The sequence below is a fragment of the Paenibacillus sp. ALJ109b genome, assembly GCF_010747435.1.
In the GTDB taxonomy this organism is placed as follows: domain Bacteria; phylum Bacillota; class Bacilli; order Paenibacillales; family Paenibacillaceae; genus Paenibacillus; species Paenibacillus taichungensis.
The window spans coordinates 1-18992 of sequence record NZ_JAAIFP010000003.1 but is presented as its reverse complement, the minus strand read 5'-3'; the positions used below and the strand labels follow the sequence as shown (position 1 = coordinate 18992).

15 protein-coding genes, 17 tRNA genes and 1 rRNA gene are annotated in these 18992 nt (G+C 48.1%); 7 read left to right on the top strand and 26 right to left on the bottom strand.

Features of this window, described 5'->3' with window-relative positions:
* Nucleotides 1–301: 301 nt before the first annotated feature.
* Nucleotides 302–1264: an N-acetylglucosamine kinase gene (locus G3352_RS02830; RefSeq protein ID WP_163753592.1), complete on the top strand. Its 963-nt coding sequence runs from the start codon at nucleotides 302–304 to the stop codon at nucleotides 1262–1264.
* 22 nt (nucleotides 1265–1286) lie between these two features.
* On the top strand, nucleotides 1287–2192 hold the full coding sequence (gene murQ, locus G3352_RS02825; protein ID WP_163753591.1) for an N-acetylmuramic acid 6-phosphate etherase: 906 nt from the start codon (nucleotides 1287–1289) through the stop codon (nucleotides 2190–2192).
* A gap of 144 nt (nucleotides 2193–2336) precedes the next feature.
* On the opposite strand, the gene G3352_RS02820 is transcribed toward murQ, so the two are convergent.
* Nucleotides 2337–3176, bottom strand: a complete 840-nt coding sequence (locus G3352_RS02820) for a MurR/RpiR family transcriptional regulator (RefSeq protein ID WP_064642976.1) — start codon at nucleotides 3174–3176, stop codon at nucleotides 2337–2339.
* A 124-nt stretch (nucleotides 3177–3300) separates the two neighbouring features.
* Nucleotides 3301–4530, bottom strand: coding sequence for an anhydro-N-acetylmuramic acid kinase (locus G3352_RS02815; protein WP_163753589.1), 1230 nt, complete (start codon nucleotides 4528–4530; stop codon nucleotides 3301–3303).
* 296 nt (nucleotides 4531–4826) lie between these two features.
* On the opposite strand from G3352_RS02815, the gene G3352_RS02810 reads away from it, so the two are divergent.
* The 3 genes from G3352_RS02810 to G3352_RS02800 are packed head-to-tail and all read left to right on the top strand — an operon-like array spanning nucleotide 4827 to nucleotide 7678.
* Nucleotides 4827–5660: a hypothetical protein gene (locus G3352_RS02810; protein ID WP_163753586.1), complete on the top strand. Its 834-nt coding sequence runs from the start codon at nucleotides 4827–4829 to the stop codon at nucleotides 5658–5660.
* Between the two features lie 12 nt (nucleotides 5661–5672).
* Nucleotides 5673–7082 (top strand): N-acetylmuramoyl-L-alanine amidase family protein, encoded by a 1410-nt coding sequence (locus tag G3352_RS02805; protein ID WP_163753584.1) that lies wholly within the window; start codon nucleotides 5673–5675, stop codon nucleotides 7080–7082.
* A gap of 41 nt (nucleotides 7083–7123) precedes the next feature.
* Nucleotides 7124–7678 (top strand): GerMN domain-containing protein, encoded by a 555-nt coding sequence (locus G3352_RS02800; protein ID WP_163753583.1) that lies wholly within the window; start codon nucleotides 7124–7126, stop codon nucleotides 7676–7678.
* Nucleotides 7679–7847: 169 nt separating this feature from the next.
* Here G3352_RS02800 and G3352_RS02795 read toward each other — a convergent pair whose 3' ends face one another.
* The 4 genes from G3352_RS02795 to G3352_RS02780 form a co-directional block, all read right to left on the bottom strand.
* Nucleotides 7848–9410 (bottom strand): MBL fold metallo-hydrolase, encoded by a 1563-nt coding sequence (locus tag G3352_RS02795; RefSeq protein ID WP_163753581.1) that lies wholly within the window; start codon nucleotides 9408–9410, stop codon nucleotides 7848–7850.
* Complete coding sequence (locus tag G3352_RS02790) at nucleotides 9407–11092, bottom strand: ABC transporter permease (RefSeq protein WP_111620086.1); 1686 nt, start codon at nucleotides 11090–11092, stop codon at nucleotides 9407–9409. The genes G3352_RS02795 and G3352_RS02790 overlap by 4 nt, the downstream gene beginning before the upstream one ends.
* A gap of 91 nt (nucleotides 11093–11183) precedes the next feature.
* The gene (locus G3352_RS02785) at nucleotides 11184–12260 is read right to left on the bottom strand and encodes an ABC transporter substrate-binding protein (RefSeq protein WP_163753579.1); all 1077 of its coding nucleotides are present in this window, start codon (nucleotides 12258–12260) and stop codon (nucleotides 11184–11186) included.
* Nucleotides 12261–12337: 77 nt separating this feature from the next.
* The gene (locus G3352_RS02780; protein WP_163753577.1) at nucleotides 12338–13354 is read right to left on the bottom strand and encodes an ABC transporter ATP-binding protein; all 1017 of its coding nucleotides are present in this window, start codon (nucleotides 13352–13354) and stop codon (nucleotides 12338–12340) included.
* 170 nt (nucleotides 13355–13524) lie between these two features.
* On the opposite strand from G3352_RS02780, the gene G3352_RS02775 reads away from it, so the two are divergent.
* Together G3352_RS02775 and G3352_RS02770 are read left to right on the top strand one after the other, a co-directional pair.
* Entirely contained in the window at nucleotides 13525–14433 is a 909-nt protein-coding gene (locus G3352_RS02775; protein ID WP_163753575.1) for a LysR family transcriptional regulator, read from the top strand.
* Nucleotides 14434–14577: 144 nt separating this feature from the next.
* Nucleotides 14578–15438 (top strand): CYTH domain-containing protein, encoded by an 861-nt coding sequence (locus tag G3352_RS02770; RefSeq protein ID WP_163753572.1) that lies wholly within the window; start codon nucleotides 14578–14580, stop codon nucleotides 15436–15438.
* Between the two features lie 258 nt (nucleotides 15439–15696).
* Here the strand turns inward: G3352_RS02770 and G3352_RS02765 are convergent, their stop codons facing one another.
* From G3352_RS02765 to rrf, 20 genes are all read right to left on the bottom strand, one after another.
* Nucleotides 15697–16302: a short chain dehydrogenase gene (locus G3352_RS02765; RefSeq protein ID WP_076290732.1), complete on the bottom strand. Its 606-nt coding sequence runs from the start codon at nucleotides 16300–16302 to the stop codon at nucleotides 15697–15699.
* A gap of 87 nt (nucleotides 16303–16389) precedes the next feature.
* Entirely contained in the window at nucleotides 16390–17028 is a 639-nt protein-coding gene (locus G3352_RS02760; RefSeq protein WP_163753571.1) for a pentapeptide repeat-containing protein, read from the bottom strand.
* 92 nt (nucleotides 17029–17120) lie between these two features.
* Nucleotides 17121–17191: transfer RNA gene (locus G3352_RS02755), tRNA-Gly, on the bottom strand.
* A 9-nt stretch (nucleotides 17192–17200) separates the two neighbouring features.
* Nucleotides 17201–17274 (bottom strand) — tRNA-Pro (locus tag G3352_RS02750).
* Nucleotides 17275–17290: 16 nt separating this feature from the next.
* Nucleotides 17291–17367: transfer RNA gene (locus G3352_RS02745), tRNA-Arg, on the bottom strand.
* A gap of 6 nt (nucleotides 17368–17373) precedes the next feature.
* A tRNA-Gly gene (locus tag G3352_RS02740) sits at nucleotides 17374–17448 on the bottom strand.
* A gap of 8 nt (nucleotides 17449–17456) precedes the next feature.
* A tRNA-Leu gene (locus G3352_RS02735) sits at nucleotides 17457–17543 on the bottom strand.
* 9 nt (nucleotides 17544–17552) lie between these two features.
* A tRNA-Lys gene (locus G3352_RS02730) sits at nucleotides 17553–17628 on the bottom strand.
* Between the two features lie 16 nt (nucleotides 17629–17644).
* Nucleotides 17645–17719 (bottom strand) — tRNA-Gln (locus tag G3352_RS02725).
* Nucleotides 17720–17730: 11 nt separating this feature from the next.
* Nucleotides 17731–17806 (bottom strand) — tRNA-His (locus G3352_RS02720).
* A 97-nt stretch (nucleotides 17807–17903) separates the two neighbouring features.
* A tRNA-Thr gene (locus G3352_RS02715) sits at nucleotides 17904–17979 on the bottom strand.
* Nucleotides 17980–18007: 28 nt separating this feature from the next.
* Nucleotides 18008–18085, bottom strand: a tRNA-Asp gene (locus G3352_RS02710).
* A gap of 27 nt (nucleotides 18086–18112) precedes the next feature.
* Nucleotides 18113–18186: transfer RNA gene (locus G3352_RS02705), tRNA-Met, on the bottom strand.
* 19 nt (nucleotides 18187–18205) lie between these two features.
* A tRNA-Val gene (locus G3352_RS02700) sits at nucleotides 18206–18281 on the bottom strand.
* 7 nt (nucleotides 18282–18288) lie between these two features.
* A tRNA-Glu gene (locus G3352_RS02695) sits at nucleotides 18289–18360 on the bottom strand.
* Nucleotides 18361–18379: 19 nt separating this feature from the next.
* Nucleotides 18380–18471: transfer RNA gene (locus tag G3352_RS02690), tRNA-Ser, on the bottom strand.
* 4 nt (nucleotides 18472–18475) lie between these two features.
* Nucleotides 18476–18551 (bottom strand) — tRNA-Asn (locus G3352_RS02685).
* 1 nt (nucleotide 18552) lies between these two features.
* A tRNA-Ala gene (locus G3352_RS02680) sits at nucleotides 18553–18628 on the bottom strand.
* A 24-nt stretch (nucleotides 18629–18652) separates the two neighbouring features.
* Nucleotides 18653–18729, bottom strand: a tRNA-Ile gene (locus G3352_RS02675).
* A gap of 57 nt (nucleotides 18730–18786) precedes the next feature.
* Nucleotides 18787–18903 (bottom strand): 5S ribosomal RNA (gene rrf / locus G3352_RS02670).
* Nucleotides 18904–18992 lie beyond the last annotated feature (89 nt).

Sequence of the window (18992 nt, the reverse complement as noted above, 5' to 3'; positions counted from 1 at the left end):
TTTGAAATGATCCATCCTTAAACGACTTAACAGATTATTGAGCGTGGCAGTAAGGAAAATGCACCTCCCTTATGGATTAGACCTGAACGTACGCAGGATTAATCTCTTAAATGCAATATTAACGTCAACTTAGTTAACATTAACAGTATTAATTCCTTCCAAAATTGTAGATTGAGTTCATTATATGAGCTATGAAATAAAAATTCAACATTATTTTTTATTATAAAATTTAATTTTACTTTTTCATTTTATGCCTCTATACTATGTAAAAAGAAAACTCAAGCAATCGAGGTGAGCCACTTTGCGAGTATATGTAGGCGTAGATGGAGGCGGTACCAATACTGATGCAGCAATCATTTCTGAATCTGGCGAAATTCTCGCCCGACTCAACGGCGGTCCCACGAATCCTCACACCGTATCAACTGAACAGGCCATTTCTGAACTGCAACGAGTGCTGGAACAGCTATTTAATCTAATAAGTGATTTATCGACAAATTGTGAGGGTATATGCCTTGGTATGTCAGGTGTAGATACGATCCAAGAACGGCAACTTATAGCCGAAGCAGTAACTAACTATATGAAGAGCCGTAATCAACAGGGATCAGAAGGTTGTCCAGTCTGGGTTGTATCCGAAGGAGAGATTGCTCTGATGGCCACTCTTGGACATACTCACGGTGTATTGTGTATCTCTGGAACAGGGTCCATTGTGTACGGATTTACGCTGGAAGGAGAGCGATACCGTGCAGGAGGCTGGGGTCATCTGCTCGGAGATGAGGGGAGCGGCTATCGTATTGGGCAGCGTGCACTCCAAGTGGTGATGCAGAGCTATGACGGTGTTCTTCCTCCCACCCGTTTAACCCCGCTTCTTCTAAAGAAACTGAAACTTCGGGATATCTCGGAGCTAAAGACACGGGTGTACCAGAAAGACTGGGGTAAAACCGAGACAGCATCCATCGCCCGCCTTGCTATAGAAGCAGCTGAATCCGGGGATGAGGCCGCGCGGGCACTGATCATCGATGAGGCCGCACAACTGGCGGATACCGCCAAGGCGCTGATTGCCCGTCATCCCGAATTTGCATCCACTCAGGTTGTCCTGTCCGGATCGTTGTTTCGATACGCTGCGCTTTTCCGAAATACATTTATCCAGAAGTTGTCGGGATATTATGGAGAGTTGGACTTTGTATATCATGAAGATGCCCCTGCTCCAGTGATTGGTGCAGCACAACTGGCAAGAAGACGCTGTTCCCTGAATGAATCATTTTAAAAGAGAGAAGGAGGCCATACGGATGAATCACATGCTGAACTCACTACTAACGGAACAACCCAATCCACTAACGGATCATATAGATGAACTGCCTTCAGCAGAAATTATGGAGCTAATTAATAAAGAGGATCAACGGATTGCGGAGCTCATTCAGCCCTTGATTCCAGTCATTGCCCAAGCGGCGGACCTGATCTTGGAGGCCTTTCAGTCTGGCGGCAGGCTATTTTATGTAGGCGCAGGTACCAGTGGACGATTGGGAATACTTGACGCTTCGGAATGCCCTCCTACTTACGGAACCCCTCCTTCCATGGTGCAGGGTATTATTGCAGGAGGATTCCGGGCAGTGAAGGACCCGGTTGAAGGTGCTGAGGATAGCGAGGAATTGGGAGCCGCAGACCTTGATGAACATGGAATAGACGAAAACGATGTCGTGGTTGGCATTGCAGCCAGTGGCCGGACGCCGTATGTACTGGGTGCGATGAGACACGCCAAGGAGATTGGAGCTACGGTGATCAGCCTGAGTAACAACGCAGGTACGCCGATGACCCTTTTGGCTGATGTGAGCATCGAGGCTGTTGTCGGACCAGAGGTTGTTATGGGTTCAACACGTATGAAGGCCGGCAGCGCCCAGAAAATGATTCTGAACATGCTCACCACTACCGCCATGATTCGTCTGGGGAAGGTTTACCGTAATTTCATGGTCGATCTGAACCCTTCGAACGAAAAGCTTGTCCATCGGGCCAAACGCATGATCCATCTGGCAACCGGAGCGAACGAAGCGGATATTGAACATGCTTTTGCCGGTGCAGACGGTCATGTAAAAACAGCAATCGTCATGCTAATGGCAGGCGTGGACGCCGTGGAAGCTCAGCGAAGACTTGATCTGGCTGACGGATTTGTCCGCAGCGCCATTGTGGGTCCTTCCTGAGCCGTACAAGGGTATTTCTAGAGGTTGAAAGAGAAGAGCCCGACATTAGTCTGGGCTCTTTTTATAATTTTTTTTAAAAGCCGCTATAATCCGTCAAAAAAATCCCCTCCTGTATAAACAGAAAGGGATTCATATGGCTCTACTTCACTTATGCTCCAGAATAGCCTGCCGGCTCTTCTCCAAATATTCCACCGATTGGTTGTAGTCGCGGCTGGCAATCGCCAGATACAAAATGTCGATCACGTTCAGCTGTGCGATGCGTGACGAAGTTGCTCCGCTCCGGATATCGCTTTCGGTGGAAGTAATCATCAGGGGTACATCCGCCAGACTACTGAGTGTATTGCTCCCCCACTTGGTAATGCTAATCGTTGCAGCGCCGCCTTCACGAGCATGCTTCAGACAGGAGATCACGTTCGAAGTCTCCCCTGAATACGAGATACATACCACCGCATCATCTTCGCGAAGCGTCGTTGCGGACGAAATCTGCATATGCGGATCGGCGAACGAAAAGCTTGTGCGATTGATTCGCATGAACTTGTAGTGTGCATCCAGCGCAATCAGGTTGGAGGCCCCCACCCCGTAGAAAAAGATTCGGTTCGCCCGATGAAGCACATCCACTGCCTGCTCCACCAGACGCGGGTCCAAAATATGAACGGTATCCTTCACCGATTGAATATTATTTGCGGACACATGCTGAATAATGCTCTCCATGGAGTCCTGGGGACGAATCTCCGTATATTGGTATTGTTCACCTGTCTGCAAATCTCCGGCAATCTTCAGCTTCAGCTCCTGAAAACCCGTTACACCCAATGATTTGCAGAGACGGATAATGGCAGCCGGGCTGCCTCCGCTCCGTTCAGACAGCTGTGCCACAGAAGACTGAACCGTCTCTTGGGGATGATCCAGAATGTAAGCTCCGATCTTCCGTTCCGACGGAGTCAAGTCATCCATTAATGCGCGTAAACGTACAAGTCCACCCTTCATGCCTTCCATCCGCTCCTCCTTTCCGTACTGCCTTCATCTACAAGCATTTTATCCTATAATTCCAATAGAGTCTAATTGATTAAACGTCCTTGCATATGGCAACTCCTTCAAAAGCCTTGCTGCACTACAGTGTCAGGTTGCCCGATATGACGGCGTGTTTTGCGCCGGTTACTGCCGGGAGCGTGTTCGTTCTACCCATAAGTGCCTCATGGCCAAGGAGGGCAAATCCAATCGCTTCGCGGGCATCATCTGGTATACCATAGTCCGCTGTTCGCTCCAAACGGATACCTTCCGGGAGTCTCTGACGGATCATCTCCATTAACGTGGCATTGGAAGTGCCACCACCGCAGGCGAGCATAGCCGATATGTGCACCTTGGGCAGGATAAAATCCTTCACTGCTCGCACGATCGTCTCCGCGGTCAGACAAGTGGCTGTAGCCAGCGTATCTTCCAGGGATAAGGAACGCGCAGCAGCCCTCTCCATCAGGTGTGCTGCATATGCCGCACCGTACACTTCACGTCCGGTACTCTTGGGAGGGAGCCTTTTGAAATAGGTATCGTCCAAACACAGATCTACCAGATCCTGATCGAACTTTCCCTGTGCGGCGATGCTTCCATTTGGATCATAGTGCTGCCGCCCACCTGTCGCCTGGCGTACGATCGCGTCCATCACCATATTGCCAGGTCCCGTATCAAAAGCCGAAATGCCTTCATTAGAAGACGCTGATGGCAGCACCGTAACGTTGCCAATACCGCCGATATTTTGCACCAGACGTCCTTCCTCCGGACTGCTGAACATCAACGCATCGGCATAAGGGGTAAGTGGCGCTCCCTCCCCGCCAGCCGCCATATCCCGTGCCCGCAAATTGCCGATCACTGGCAGGCCCGTTCGTTCACGTACAACGGTGCTTTCGCCAATCTGTAACGTGGACACTACTGGAAGACTCTCGCCTGCTGGTCCTGGAAAAGCCGAGGCTACTGGTGCGTGCCATACAGTCTGTCCGTGCATGCTGATCGCATCCACCTGACCGGCTGAGAATCCTGAGGATCGAATAAGCTCTCTGACACTGTGAGCATACCACTCCGATACGCCAAAATGTGCAGCCGTCAGCTCATCCACGCGTGCCGTCTCTGGTGAACATAGTCGAATCAGCACTTCTCTCAATTCATTGGAGTACGGTACGCAGACGAAGTCAACCAGATCGATCTTTTGCAATGCCCCGCTGTCATCTGTCAGAATACGCACCAATGCCGCATCCGTCCCGTCGAGGGACGTGCCTGACATCAGTCCAATGATGTAATGCTCCCGTTTCAAGCGATATTGCTCCCACATCGGATAGCTGCCTGTATCCATCCCTTCACAACCTCCCGCCAGCCCCGATGAACACGTCATCCTGCCATAATTTCACCCAGTATATGATATAAAATTTCACAAGTCAAATATTTTATGAAATTTAATTACACTCTCCCAACCATAGCTAGTCTTTGTCTGAACTGGAATGCTCACAAGATGCTTCTATAAATAAAAATAGATAAATAACGATCAAAAAAGAAACATTTTTACAATTTTACCGTTTATATAATGAAGGTATATTTTGGAATCGATATGTTGAGGGTTATAAACTGTCACTAGCGGAAGGAGATACCAAGATGAACAACGCTGCTATTTGGTTTTCAACTGTGTTATTACTGGGGGGATTGACGGCTACATCGTCATCCATTGTTGGTGCCAAACCAGCTGCACCAGAACGAATTTCACAACTTTCCGTTAATACGACTTCTGTAACTCCTTCCATCTATTCAAGCATCAAACCGTTTAAAAAGAGTAACAGTACCAACAAAATTATCTGGAAAGGAGGAAATATTACTTTAACCGCTACTACATTGAAGTTGGAAGGTAAGCCCACATTTGAACAAAACGTAATTCAATCCATTGTCGTCACCAAGGGGAGCCAGAAACATACGATTGAAACGAGTAATTTGGAGGACAGTTGGCTCGATATCACAAGTGTTGTTGCCTCTAACTCCAATACATGGCTTGCTATACACGCAGAACGCAGCTCAGGAAACACTCTGATACTGCTTAACCTTCAAACGGGTGACGTGACGGAATTAAATGACCGATTGAATAAAGCAGGCAAGAAAAACATAGAAACCATTGCCACCTATAACTGGGCACCCAACGAAGATCAGATAGCCTTCTCTTACGGAGATCCCTCCAAGAGCTCACTAGCCATCTACAATGTTCAGAAAGAGAGCTTTATATACCTGCCAAGGGCAACCAATTATATTAGTACCAATCTGATTCTGTGGCAAAAAAACGGAAAAATACTGGATTACATCAGTGAGTACCCGTCTGATCAAATGATACTTTATAGGTACAGCATAGAGAGTAACAAGGTGAAGCCTGTTAAGAAAATTAGCCGTAATGAGTTTGCCGAATGGTTCAAGCTGGATAAGTATCCATACAGTAACGATAAATAGTAGAGGTGCATAATGAAGAAAACGATTTTACTCCTGTTTTTAAGTCTGTTCTTTCTGGTTGTACTCCCACATCAGGGAAATGCCGCTGCAAGCACGTCGAAAATCTTCTTGGACGGCGAGGAATTAATCCTCCCAAGTGACGTTCAGGTGACCATCGTGAATAATAATGTTATGATTCCGATTCGTGTTGTTGCCGAAAATTTGAAATTCAAAGTGGATTGGAATCAAAATACACGTAATGTAAAGATCCAGCAAAATGACAAGACGATTTCTTTAACCGTTGATCAAAAGCAAGCTATGGTCGCTGACAAGCAAGTTACCTTGAACACAGCCCCACTTATTTTAAATAACACCACGGTGGTACCCATTCGATTTGTCAGTGAACAAATGGGGCTCAACGTGAAATGGAACAACAAGGAGAAGATTGTATACTTAGTCAACACCGACACCAGTAAAGAGCCCAATGTTGAGCCAGGCAACGGTAACCCAACATCGCTAACACATGTTACCGATATCCAATTTGCCAACAATCAGCTCGTCGTGTCTATGGATGGTGAATCCAAACCAGTGATGACGACTTTGAAGAATCCCGATCGTCTGGTTGTGGATCTGCCCGGAGCAGTGTTTGGTGATCTATCGCAACCTTTGAATCAAAACATGAATGGCAAATTGGATGTGGACGCACACCCCAATGTAACGGAAGTTAGATATTCTCTTTTTAAACAAGACCCTGGCCAAGTCCGAATTGTCGTTGAATTGAACCATGTGAAGGATGTACAGTACAGCCAGAACATCATTGCCGATAAACTGATTATTGATCTTAATGTTTCAGGAGATAACGTCACACCCGTTCCTGTAACTCCTATAGGCGATTCAGGACGCAAGGTCGTTGTCATCGACCCAGGCCATGGGGGTAAAGATCCAGGCACAACTAGCATCACCAACAAACCCGAGAAAGAATATAATCTGGCATTGGCTCTCAAAGTACAAGCACTGCTTCTCAATGAGCCGGATATCGAATTAGTGATGACTCGTGACGGTGATACTTATCCCACTCGCCCGGAGCGTGTTCGGCTCGCCAATCAATTAAATGCGGATGTATTTGTATCTATCCATGGCAATAATGTGGAGTCCTCACCCCAGGCGACAGGTACAGAGACGTTCTACTATCAACGCAGCAGCAGCAAGGAATTAGCCACTATCATTCATCAACGTTTGGTTAAAGCCATGGGGCTCAAAGACCGTGGTGTGAAAAATGGCAACTTGGAAGTGATTAGAGATACGACCATGCCTGCAGTACTTTTGGAAGTGGGATTCCTGAGTAATGTTATGGATGAAGAACTGATGTCGTCCGATGTTGTTCAGATGAAAGCGGCTCAAGCGATAGCAGATGGGATTAAGGAATATCTGGGTATAAATTAAATGATAAAACATAATGTAAATATGCTGGAGGATGTGATCCATTGAAAACGAAATTGGGATGTGCACTCGTCTTATCCTTCTTAATGATGGTTGGCATTGGTTGTGCTCAGAAGCCAGTCAGTGAATCCGGATCGGCCGAACCTGCTGTTCAGGGGGGACCGTCACCAAACCAATCCGAAACAAAGGTGGATCTGGGCACAATGAACACACAAGCGGTTGATGTGTATTTCGCAGACGCCCAGGTACTGGAACTTGAGAAAAAAGAGCAGGAAATTGAATACAAGGACGATTCCGAGAAATACAAAAAAACATTTGAAGCTTTACAAAACAATACCGATTCGGAGCTCGTATCCCTCTGGGAAAAAGTCGAATTGCTCTCCCTAAAGTACGGCGAGGGCAAAGTCACTTTGGATGTTCATATTCCGGATGAGGCCAAATTGGGAACCAGTGGCGAGCTGCTTGCATTGGATGCACTGACCCAGACGATGTTTCAATACGATGAAGTAGAAAGTATTGATATTCTGGTGGACGGTGAAGCCCTCGATAGCTTGATGGGCCATTCAGAGCTGGAGCATCCTATTCAGCGCGAGCCCTAATCTAATTATAAAAGATACCAGATGATATCCGAAAGATTCTATTCTTGAATCATCTCCCGTGCATGATGAGAAGCATAACTTCTCATCATGCTTTTTTCATTAAAAATCCACATTCAAAAAGACGTCCACAGGGACGCCCTACATAGATACAATCATTATCAAATTCAACTTACAGATACAGCTCATCTCCAGGAGATAGCGAATGCAAAATCCCTTTCCCCGAGACCGATTTTTCGCTGAGTAAACCTTCTCTCAGTTTATCCGTCTCTGCCCGGTCCGCATGCACAAGCACCGTATGCCTTGCAGGAACCTGATGCAGCATTTTCTCGACATCCTTCCATCCCTGATGCACCTTATAACGAATTTTCCGTACCTCGCACGCTCCGTGTTTTGCAGGATTCTGCAACAGCCTGTAAGCATAGGTGCCAGCAGAGACATGCCCAGTGAGCAGTACCAGATTATTTTCATCGTCCGCAAACTGGCTATAGTACCAGCGAGCAAGAGAGGACTGCATCATCCCGTCCGGAATGAACCACAAAGAGGCAGCATGTTGATGCAGTAGCCGCTCTCGCTCTTCCTTTGTCACAGGCATCTCCCATCCATGACCCCACAGAAAACGCCCAATTGCTTCCTTCACAGAACCCGGTATGTGTTCTTCCTCTTCCTTTAGCCAATATGGCGCACGCAAAAGCTGCTTCAGTCCGTCCACCAGCCCTTGTTCCACGACAATCGGAATGTCTGGGAACTGCTGCTGTGTCCACAGCATGATTTCCTGACCACGACCCACCGAGGGCATAGGCAATAGCACCTTTCCACTCCGGGCAATCGTCTCATGAATGGCCTGCTCCAGCAGTTCCAGCTTGTTGGCCTGCGTATCGCGATCTATACCATAGGCTGCATCCATAATCACCAAATCCAGTAGGCCGGATGAAGATGATTTGTTCACTTCTACTCCCTTGGATACGGCATAGGCATTCCCTTGCTCCACAGTTCTCCCTGCTGATACATGGGATCGTAAGTCCCCTTCGGATGCAGCAAAAGGAAGAGTCTTCGACGCGGATGGCTGTCCTGCCAAGACATGCCCACCATTCACGGCGGTTCGTATATCCGTTTTCCAATGTTGACTAACTGGAGCATCGATCCCCCGTCTGTTACGTGGTAACCTTGCCTGCCAGAATACATCCGCTGGACAATCCTCCTGCAAAAGCATAGATTCGGAGGTGTAATCACCGGAATAAAATATCCGCTTATCCTCCATTTCCAGCCCGAACCATACCGATCCTGCAAGGTGCCCACTACGCCCCCACACCACCGAGACGCCAGAAACCATTTCAAACCAGGTTCCACCCTCGGCTTCGTCCTCCAAAAATCGGTAGCGAATCAGTTGTTCATCGCCTTCTTCGTATGGGAGGGTGTGTCCTGCCCTCTCCATATTTCTTCGCCAAGCTCTGAAGTAGGTGTCCAGTTGCTCTCTGGTTTCCCGAGTCGTCCATACTTCACCCTGATACCCCATCCTATAAAGCAATGGAATAGCGACAGAATGATCCTCATGGGCGTGAGACAACAAAACCACATCTAACTCTTTAACGACTTCCGGTTCAATCAACGGATACTCGCCGGCTCCTTCTTTTTTCACGCCACAATCCAGTAAAAGTTGAACCCGGCTCCCTCTCAGGAGATAGGCAGAGCGCCCGTGTTCCCCGGCGCCGCCCCATACCTTCAGTTTGATCATGATGCATTCCACTTTCTCTTCGAATTCAGAACTTCGATGCCAAGCAGCATCAGTACCGTCATACCAACAGTAACCACGGCCATTGCCATTCCCAATGAAACCTGACCTTGTTCAAATTGAGCAAAAATATACGTAGCCGATGTCTGCATCGATGGAGGCAAAATTAACAACGACCCTACCAGCTCCCGCGTGGCAATGGTGAATGTCATCATCCACCCGGCCAGCATACCAGGGATGATCAGTGGTAGAAGAATGCGCCGCAGAATATACAACGGTCTTCCGCCAAAGACCTGACCCGCCTGGAACAACGTTCCGTCGATCTGAGTGAAGCTTGATTTGACATACTGCACCGTGTACGGCAAAAAGAGTACCACATAAGTAAGAACAACCATTCCGTACGAGTTGTACAGGGTGAACGGCATCCATGGTGAATTCCAGAACAGGATTAGTCCCACCACCATGACAATGCCAGGTACCGTATTCGGCAGCAGGCTGAACAGGTCAATGACACGCTGCATAAAGGAAGACGATTTACCAATCGTCAGTGCAAAACCTGTACCGATAATAACCGCAACCGTCGAAGCTGCCAGTGAAAGCCCCAGACTGTTCCCGATTGCTTTCATACTGACCGATCCCCAGGACAGCAATTCTCGGTAATGATCCAGCGTCAGATTGTCGAAGGACAATCCCGCGCCGCGCAGCTTCATGGTCGAAGCAGCAATAATGGAGAAATACGGAATGCCCACCGACAGAATCAGCAGCAACGCGAGATACAACCCGCACAACCAACCCGCTCCGCCGCGTAGGGAGTATCGTTTGGATCGCTGCCCCTTGCCCCCTACCAGACGGTACGTGAACTTCCGACTCATGGCAGACTGCATGTACCACATCACCAGACAGACCGACAGCAGCACCGATGCAAGTGAGGTTGCCTTGCCAAAATCAATCGGCCAACTGGAGATATACTTGTGGATCTCAGAGGTCATGACATAATAACCGATACGGCGCCCGAAGGTGGCCGGTGTTCCGAATTCCGCAATCGTTTTGACAAAGACGAGCATGATTCCCATGCCATAGGAAGACAACAGCAGTGGCAAAATAATGCGTCTGAATCGGTATCCAGCACGTCCCCCGTGCACCGCTCCCGCTTCTTCCAAGTTGCCTCCAATGCGAATGATGGCATCCCGAAGCAACAGATATAGGAAAGGGAACAGATGTAGGCTCATAATGAGCACCATGCCCCAGAAGCTGAAGAACAACTCACTCCAACTCGCAGCGGAGGGCACCCATTGCTGCAGGTATCCCCCTTTTTGCATAAACAGAATCCATCCCATGGAGCCGATATACGGCGGGGTCATGAACGGAATCATCAGGATCACGTCCACCCAGCGATGCTGACCCATGCGGGTCTTCGCCATCATCCACGCCAGTGGCAATGCCAGCAGCGTTGTTACAGCTACCACGCAGATCCCCAGCCAGACGGAATTCAGTAGAACCCCGGATAAATGCTGTCCGGTAATGGTCCGAATCGGAGCCATCCAATCCCATTGCCCATCCGGATACACACTTTGCCAGAAAATCAGCAAGAGCGGTACACCAATGCTTATCGTTAGCAGAAAGAGGGCCAGAATCACGCCCACTCTCCGAAAAATACGGTTGTTGTCTACTACAACAGGTTTCACTACGATTTCACCTCACATGACTTCCACAAGACAATCGTCTCTTCACTCTAAGTCGCTCTAGTTGCTCGATTTGCTCGTCATAACACTATTCTTATTTAAAAGTCTCGGAGAAACGTGCCGCTGTCTCATCTCCGTGTTCACTCATCCAGTTCCAATCCACTTTAAGCTGCGGAATATCTTTCAGATTTGCCCGGTTAGTCGCCTCGATGTCTTCACGACCCGGAATCAGGTAAGCATCTGCAACGAGCTTTTGTGCCTCATCAGACAACAGGTAGTCGATAAATGCCTTGGCATTCTCCAAATTCTGGCTGGATTTCAGAATCGCTGCCGGTCTTGGACTGATTACAGTCCCTTCCTTTGGATATACGATGTCCAGCGGTTCACCTTTGGCTTTGGAGGAATACGCCATGTAGTCCACACCAGCTGCTACGATGCTTTTCGCTCCCGTAATGACCGGGTCAAGTGCTTCCTGATTCGCTCCTGCCATCGCTACACCATTGGCTTTGTAGCTGTCCAGCAAGTCCCAGCCTTTATCTCCATTCACACTCAGGTATCCCGTAATGAAGTCCAGCGCGGAACCGGACAGTGTAGGATCAGGAATGTTCACAACATCTTTCCAGGCAGGTGTTGCCAGCTCAGCCCAACTGGTTGGTGGCGTGGACACCAGCTTCGTATTGTAGACAATTCCGAGTGCCGAAGCACTGGAGCTAAAATAGTTGCCGTCGGCATCCGACCACTCCTTGTTCAGCTTGTCTGCATTCTCCGCATCAGGATATGGGAGTGTCAGACCATCTGCTTTCAGTGCTTGTGCCGAAGGCAGGGAGGCCAGGATAACCACGTCCGCTACCGGATTGGATTTTTCAGCTTCCATGCGAGCCAGAATTTTGCCTGTCGTACCCTGGAACATCTCCACTTCAATGCCCGTCTTGGCAGTAAATCCGCTGATGATGTTATCCGCCAGCTTCTGAGGTCCTGCACTGTACAATACCAGCTTACCGCCGGCTGGTTTTGTTGTTTCCGCCGATGCAGTAGCCGTACTGCTTTCCCCAGCAGCTTGCCCCGCATTCCCGGTAGTTGAATTACCTGTACTGCATCCGAACAAACTGATACTCATTACCGCTGATAATAACAGCATTGCGCTTCTTTTCCGTGTTTTCATACCCAACATTTTCATTCCATCTCCCTTGGTTTCTGATTATATTCGTATTCACGTTTCTGCAAATTCACGCTGTATGCTCATCATGATCAGTTGGCTGCTGCGATGAACTCTCTCGGCTTCACAATCGGAGTGTCTTGTCCATTCATTCGGCAAATCCGCTCCGGGGCTACATAGAGCTGAACCTTTTCCCCTACGCGTACTCTTCGATCCAGATAGGCTGTCCATACACCCAGTCCCTCCATCTGCACCCGAATTTCATAACGCTCTCCTACATAACTGACGCTGAGCACCACTGCCTGATAACACAGATCGTCATGACCTGTTTTGCTCCAGGAGACATGTTCCGGTCTCACCATGGACTGATTAGGCGTAAGCCAGTTGGACTTTCCAATAAACGAAGCAACAAAAGGATCGCTTGGCGATGCGTAGATCGTTTCCGGGGTTCCTTTTTGCAATATGCGCCCCTTCTCCATCACTACAATCTCATCGGACATCGACATCGCCTCAACCTGATCATGGGTGACATACAACGCTGTAAGTCCCATATCCCGTACCAATGACATCATCTCAATTCGCATCTCTTCCCTCAGCACGGCATCCAGTGCACTTAGCGGCTCATCGAATAGGATAATCCCCGGTCTTACTGCTACCGCTCTGGCAAAAGCAACCCGTTGCTGCTGTCCTCCTGACAGCTGATGAGGATAACGATCCTCCATGCCTTGCAGGCGAACCATGCCAAGTGCTTGGGTCACCTTCTGGCGCAGATCCGATTTCTGCTTTCCGGCTTTCAGGCCGAACGCCACATTTTCGTATACTGTCATATGCGGCCATAATGCGAAATCCTGAAACACCATGCCCAGATTACGCTTATGTGTCGGTACATCTATTCGCTTCGTCGCCGAGTAGAAACTCTTGCCATCCGCGACGATTTCTCCCGCATCCGGTTGCTCCAGCCCCGCCAGCATGCGCAGCAACGTCGTTTTGCCGCAGCCAGATGGGCCGAGCAGCGTCGTAAACTGTCCATGCTGAAGTGTTAAATCCGTGGGCAGCAGCGCAGGAGTGCGATTGAATGATTTTTGAATTCCCCTAATTTCCATTTTCATAAGCATCCCTGCCTGTCTTCTTGTACTGTTCTCAGTCTAACGTCCGCTTTCGCGAGTTGTATGTTAGAAATGTAAAATTGGAATTAACTTTTTAGATGAATTCTGTTGATCTTCATAGATTAAATCTATATAAGGTGATTAAAAGTTACCTGAGAGGAGTGTTGAGTTCGTTGAACCTGATTAAACTGCAAATTGTTGAACTCATTGATAAACATCATCATATGACCAGCGTGGCCGAGCTTCTCGGCATCAAGCAGCCTACCGTTACCTTTCATATGAAGTCTTTGGAGGAAGAGATGGGGGTGCGATTATTCGAATCGCGTAGTGGAAAGACATTTCTAACCGAGGCTGGACAAGCCCTTTTACACTATTCCGTCAAAATCAATGCCCTGACCCAGGAGGCGCTCCGGGTAGTACAGGAATATGACAGCCTCTATCGGGGCACCCTGCACATTGGAGCGAGCTATGTACCTGCAACGTATCTGCTGCCGCCTATTTTGAATACATTTTCTCAGGAATTCCCCGGTATTCGAATTATGTTATCAGTCAAACCTTCACCCGTTATCCGCGAAATGCTGATCCGTCACCAGATTGATCTAGGTGTAATCTCTTCAGAGCCGTTTGTAGGTCCGGTACTGCAAGCAGAGACGCTGTGTGAAGACGATCTGGTATTAATCTGCTCCCCACAGCATGCCTTGGCTCAGAGGGATGTGCTGAAACCTGAGCATATAGCACAGGTTCCTTTTGCACTGCATGGGGATGAATCCAGCACTCGACGTTTAACGAACCAATGGCTGGAGCAACATGATATTCGTTTGCGAAGCACCGTTGAGATGGACTCTCTGGAAGCGATCAAGCAGTTGGTTCTACTCGGCGGTCATATCTCGTTCATGTCACGAATGGCTGTACAGTGGGAAGAGCAGCATGGACTGATCAAGGTCCTCCCCATTCCAGGAGAGCAGGCTCCGCGGCATATTTATACCGTCCACAACAAAGATCGTCATCCTTCCGTCCAGGTCAACCGCTTCAAGGAAGTACTGCGGGACATGAGCCACAGCCTCTCTCTTTTTAATTCATGATCCTGCTATCCCATATAAACTATCGCTTGGCATTCATCAAATCTATGCAGGGTTAACGCAACGAGTCCTTCTATTTAATCGCTTTCATATATTCGGACGATAAAGTGGGTCTGTACGTTAATCCAGCCTAGGGAGTGATTGGTTTTGAAAAAATGGAAAAAGGTAACCGCCTCATTCATGCTGAGCATCGTGACATTGGGAAGTGGACTGACGTTTCTGGAAGCACCGCAGGCTTCTGCAGCAGCCAACGCCGTTCCTGCTTATGAAGTGAAGTTCCTGGCTAAGCCGGAGCTGGTATTGAACACAGATGGGACACCACGCAGTGAAGTCATTCAGACGCTTGGCTTGAGCTCCACAGCAAGAAACATTAGCGCAGAGTACTTCGACACCAATGCACTCAATCTGAATCAAGCAGGATGGGATGTCCGTTTTCGGAAGAAAGATGACAAGAATAATTATGAACTGACTTATAAAAAGCGCTATCCTGTCATCAATGGTGATGTTAATGCGGCGTTGACTCTGGCTAACCAAGAGGGATTTGATGCGTCAGATGATAACTACGAGGCTGAAATTGACTGGGGATATGGCAAACAAACATTGAGCTTCTCTAACACTAAAAAGGTGGATACCAAAGCTACAGGCGTACAACTTCCATCACAGCAGGAAGCCTTGAGCATGTTATTGGACAAGCTGCCTGGCAAATTAAAAAACTGGTCCTCCTCCAACTGGGGTAAACAACAACTCACGGCATCCCGTGCCTACGGCCCAGTAACATTCCAACGTTATGAAGGCACATGGAATGGACAGGAACTCACCCTTGAAGTATGGCCGATTCGTAACGCAGCAGGCACAGGTGTAGAGAATATCGTTGAGATTTCGTTCAAAACAGCTGATTCTACAGCTGTTTCGGGACTGCGTACCCAACTGATGCAAGTGCTAGAAAACAAAAACTGGCTCATTCCAGCCGATGGCCTGAAAACTCAGCTCATCTTGGAAAGATACTAAATGGTTGTTACTGTCCATAACGTATGAGTCTAAGTATGGTATCTAGCGGTTTAAAGGCAACGGGGAAAATGGGCATGTCTATGTTCTTAATGAAACGAAACGGATCACGGTCTTTCCCCTTCCCATACCGTATCGCTTAAATATACAATGATATGCTTGGTTTATCTGCCCATTCAAGCCTACATCCCTTTTCATCCAAAACAAAAGGAGATCAACAGGAACATTCTGTTGATCTCCTTTATTTAACATTCCTTACAGTTAGTATATTTTAAAGGTTTGGGCTGTTTCGATCCCAAGTGCACTCTGGATAAATGTGTTGGCGACCCGCTCCACAGGCACCGGATTAAAGCCAATAAACACACCCTTATATTTCTCTGCGGATTCAACAAACAGGTTAGGACTAACTGAATTCAGACGTATACCTCGGGGCAACTCATACGCTGCTGCTTTGGCAAACGAATCAATTGCACCGTTGACCATAGCACTGGATGCGCCTTTCAGGATGGGATGGTCCTGTATAATGCCACTGACCAGCGTAAAGCTTCCCTTATCGTTGATGTAGTGCTGCCCAATCAAGACGATGTTCACTTGACCGAGTAATTTCCCCTGCACACTAATCATGTTGTTCTCAGGAGTCAGCTCCTCCAACTTCGCATAATGGGTCTGCCCTGCTGCAACAATGACATAATCAATATTAGTTACCGTTTCAAAGAGGGATGTAATACTCTCAGTCGAGGTCATATCTACATGGTAATCCCCGGATTGCCTGCCGGCTGTAATGACCTCAACGGAATATTCCTGAAGCTTCGCAACAACAGCCTTGCCTAATGTTCCATTTCCTCCAATAACCAGAGCCCTTTTCATAATCTGCCTCCTTTTTATCAGTGAAAGCATGATATTGTACATTCATTGATCTCTTCATTTAAACAAAGATCACTCGCATAATCAAACCTACTTCACAATTAAGCCTAATAATCCAACAAAAGAGGCGGCCTGAGCATCAGAGATGATGCATCCGTCCAGGTCCTCAATATCCACGTGTAACCTTTCAAAGCTACAGTCACTAAGGTCCACTCCCTTAAGCTTAACCCCAGACAAAAGAGCTTGATCTATATTGCATTCAGAAAACTCCAGTTTTTGAGCTGTGGCTTGAAAGAAATCGCCACTCACCAGAGAACATTCCGTGTACTTCACCTGTTTAAACTTGGAAAATCGAAATAAAGAAAGGTCAGCTACACAGCCCTGAAAGCTTACATTTTGGAGCCTGCTATTTGAAAAATTAGTACCAAGCAATTTACAGTTTCTAAATTCTGTCCGGTGGAGGAAAGAACCGTTAAAGTCCATATTGGACAAATCACATTTATCAAAAATCACATCAGTAAGCTCGACTTCGGGGAGAGAGGACTGGCTGAAGATCACGTTCTCAAAGACCACTTTATCGAATGAAACCCTGCTGGCGCTCTGATCCTCAATAGAGATATTGGTAAATCGTCCATGTTTGATTTCTTCTTTACTCTCCCATGCTTCTAAAGTTAACGATAAGTCTTTGAGTTCCAGGGGAATCTTTGGCGTTTCTATTTTATTTTTCATAAGTCCTCCCACTATTTTCTTATATGAGCTTAGCTTACTATATCAAAAAGAGCCCTTGCAATTAGCAAGAGCTCTCTTTCTTGTTACCATGAAGCGGGTGATGGGAATCGAACCCACGCTATTAGCTTGGAAGGCTAAAGTTCTACCATTGAACTACACCCGCATATAAAAATCGGGATGACACGATTTGAACATGCGACCCCCTGGTCCCAAACCAGGTGCTCTACCAAGCTGAGCTACATCCCGATACTTATGAAAATAATGGCGCGCCCTGAGAGATTCGAACTCCCGGCCTTTTGATTCGTAGTCAAACGCTCTATCCAGCTGAGCTAAGGGCGCAAATATTGGAGCGGAAGACGGGAATCGAACCCGCGACCCTCGCCTTGGCAAGGCGATGCTCTACCGCTGAGCCACTTCCGCAGAATATATGGTGCGGTCGAGAGGACTCGAACCTCCACGGGGGTTAGCCCACACGGACCTGAACCGTGCGCGTCTGCCAATTCCGCCACGACCGCAAAATATAATGGTGAGTCATGAAGGGCTCGAACCTTCGACACCCTGATTAAAAGTCAGGTGCTCTACCAACTGAGCTAATGACTCAAACTAAAAACTAAAATGGCTGGGGATATAGGATTTGAACCTATGCATGACGGAGTCAAAGTCCGTTGCCTTACCGCTTGGCTAATCCCCATTAAGAAAACATGGGGCGATCGAGGGGAATTGAACCCCCGAATGCCGGATCCACAAACCGGTGCGTTAACCACTTCGCCACGATCGCCATAAGCTATCCCTTACATTCGCTGAGAGTATCTCAGTATTCCCATCTGAAACTACAATATACATTCTATTATAAATTCAGAGGTAAATGCAATAAATGGTGCCGGCGAGAGGACTTGAACCCCCAACCTACTGATTACAAGTCAGTTGCTCTACCAGTTGAGCTACACCGGCACGGTGTAAAATATTACTTGAGTAAAAATGGCGGAACCGACGGGATTCGAACCCGCGATCTCCTGCGTGACAGGCAGGCATGTTAGGCCAACTACACCACGGTTCCAGATCACTTTCTTTAAAGAAAGTATAATTGCGGGGGCAGGATTTGAACCTGCGGCCTTCGGGTTATGAGCCCGACGAGCTACCGGACTGCTCCACCCCGCGTCGTTATTTAAAAGTTATATGGTGGAGGCTGAGGGGATCGAACCCCCGACCCTCTGCTTGTAAGGCAGATGCTCTCCCAGCTGAGCTAAGCCTCCATATATATGACCCGTAGGGGATTCGAACCCCTGTTACCTCCGTGAAAGGGAGGTGTCTTAACCCCTTGACCAACGGGCCACAGTAACAAAATTCTATCTGGCGGAGAGAGAGGGATTCGAACCCTCGAGACGCTTTTGGCGCCTACACGATTTCCAATCGTGCTCCTTCGACCAACTCGGACACCTCTCCTGAATGGCTCCCCGAACAGGGCTCGAACCTGTGACAACTCGATTAACAGTCGAGTGCTCTACCAACTGAGCTATCAGGGAATGGTGGAGCCAAGCGGGATCGAACCGCTGACCTCCTGCTTGCAAGGCAGGCGCTCTCCCAGCTGAGCTATGGCCCCATACACTATGGTTTTAAGGTTATATGGTGGGCCCTGGTGGACTCGAACCACCGGCCTCACCCTTATCAGAGGTGCGCTCTAACCAACTGAGCTAAGGGCCCCAATATATTTCCCTTTTCCTTACGAGGGGGGCAAAAAAAATACCCCAAAGGGAATTCGCTTGGCGGCGTCCTACTCTCCCAGGACCCTGCGGTCCAAGTACCATCGGCGCTAGAGGGCTTAACGGTCGTGTTCGGGATGGGTACGTGTGGAACCCCTCCGCCATCGCCACCAAACGCATAGCTTAGCTTACATCTCAGAGTTTATTCTCTGAAAACTAGATCCGAAACGAAATGTGCGATTTATAACCTGCATATTGGATAAG

Bases quoted from the DNA above. Each gene is read 5' to 3' on its own strand.
- murQ (WP_163753591.1), top strand. From the start codon at position 1,287: ATGAATCACATGCTGAACTCACTACTAACGGAACAACCCAATCCACTA.
- G3352_RS02820 (WP_064642976.1), bottom strand. From the start codon at position 3,176: ATGAAGGGTGGACTTGTACGTTTACGCGCATTAATGGATGACTTGACT.
- G3352_RS02815 (WP_163753589.1), bottom strand. From the start codon at position 4,530: ATGGATACAGGCAGCTATCCGATGTGGGAGCAATATCGCTTGAAACGG.
- G3352_RS02810 (WP_163753586.1), top strand. From the start codon at position 4,827: ATGAACAACGCTGCTATTTGGTTTTCAACTGTGTTATTACTGGGGGGA.
- G3352_RS02805 (WP_163753584.1), top strand. From the start codon at position 5,673: ATGAAGAAAACGATTTTACTCCTGTTTTTAAGTCTGTTCTTTCTGGTT.
- G3352_RS02795 (WP_163753581.1), bottom strand. From the start codon at position 9,410: ATGATCAAACTGAAGGTATGGGGCGGCGCCGGGGAACACGGGCGCTCT.
- G3352_RS02785 (WP_163753579.1), bottom strand. From the start codon at position 12,260: ATGTTGGGTATGAAAACACGGAAAAGAAGCGCAATGCTGTTATTATCA.
- G3352_RS02780 (WP_163753577.1), bottom strand. From the start codon at position 13,354: ATGAAAATGGAAATTAGGGGAATTCAAAAATCATTCAATCGCACTCCT.
- G3352_RS02765 (WP_076290732.1), bottom strand. From the start codon at position 16,302: ATGAAAAGGGCTCTGGTTATTGGAGGAAATGGAACATTAGGCAAGGCT.
- G3352_RS02760 (WP_163753571.1), bottom strand. From the start codon at position 17,028: ATGAAAAATAAAATAGAAACGCCAAAGATTCCCCTGGAACTCAAAGAC.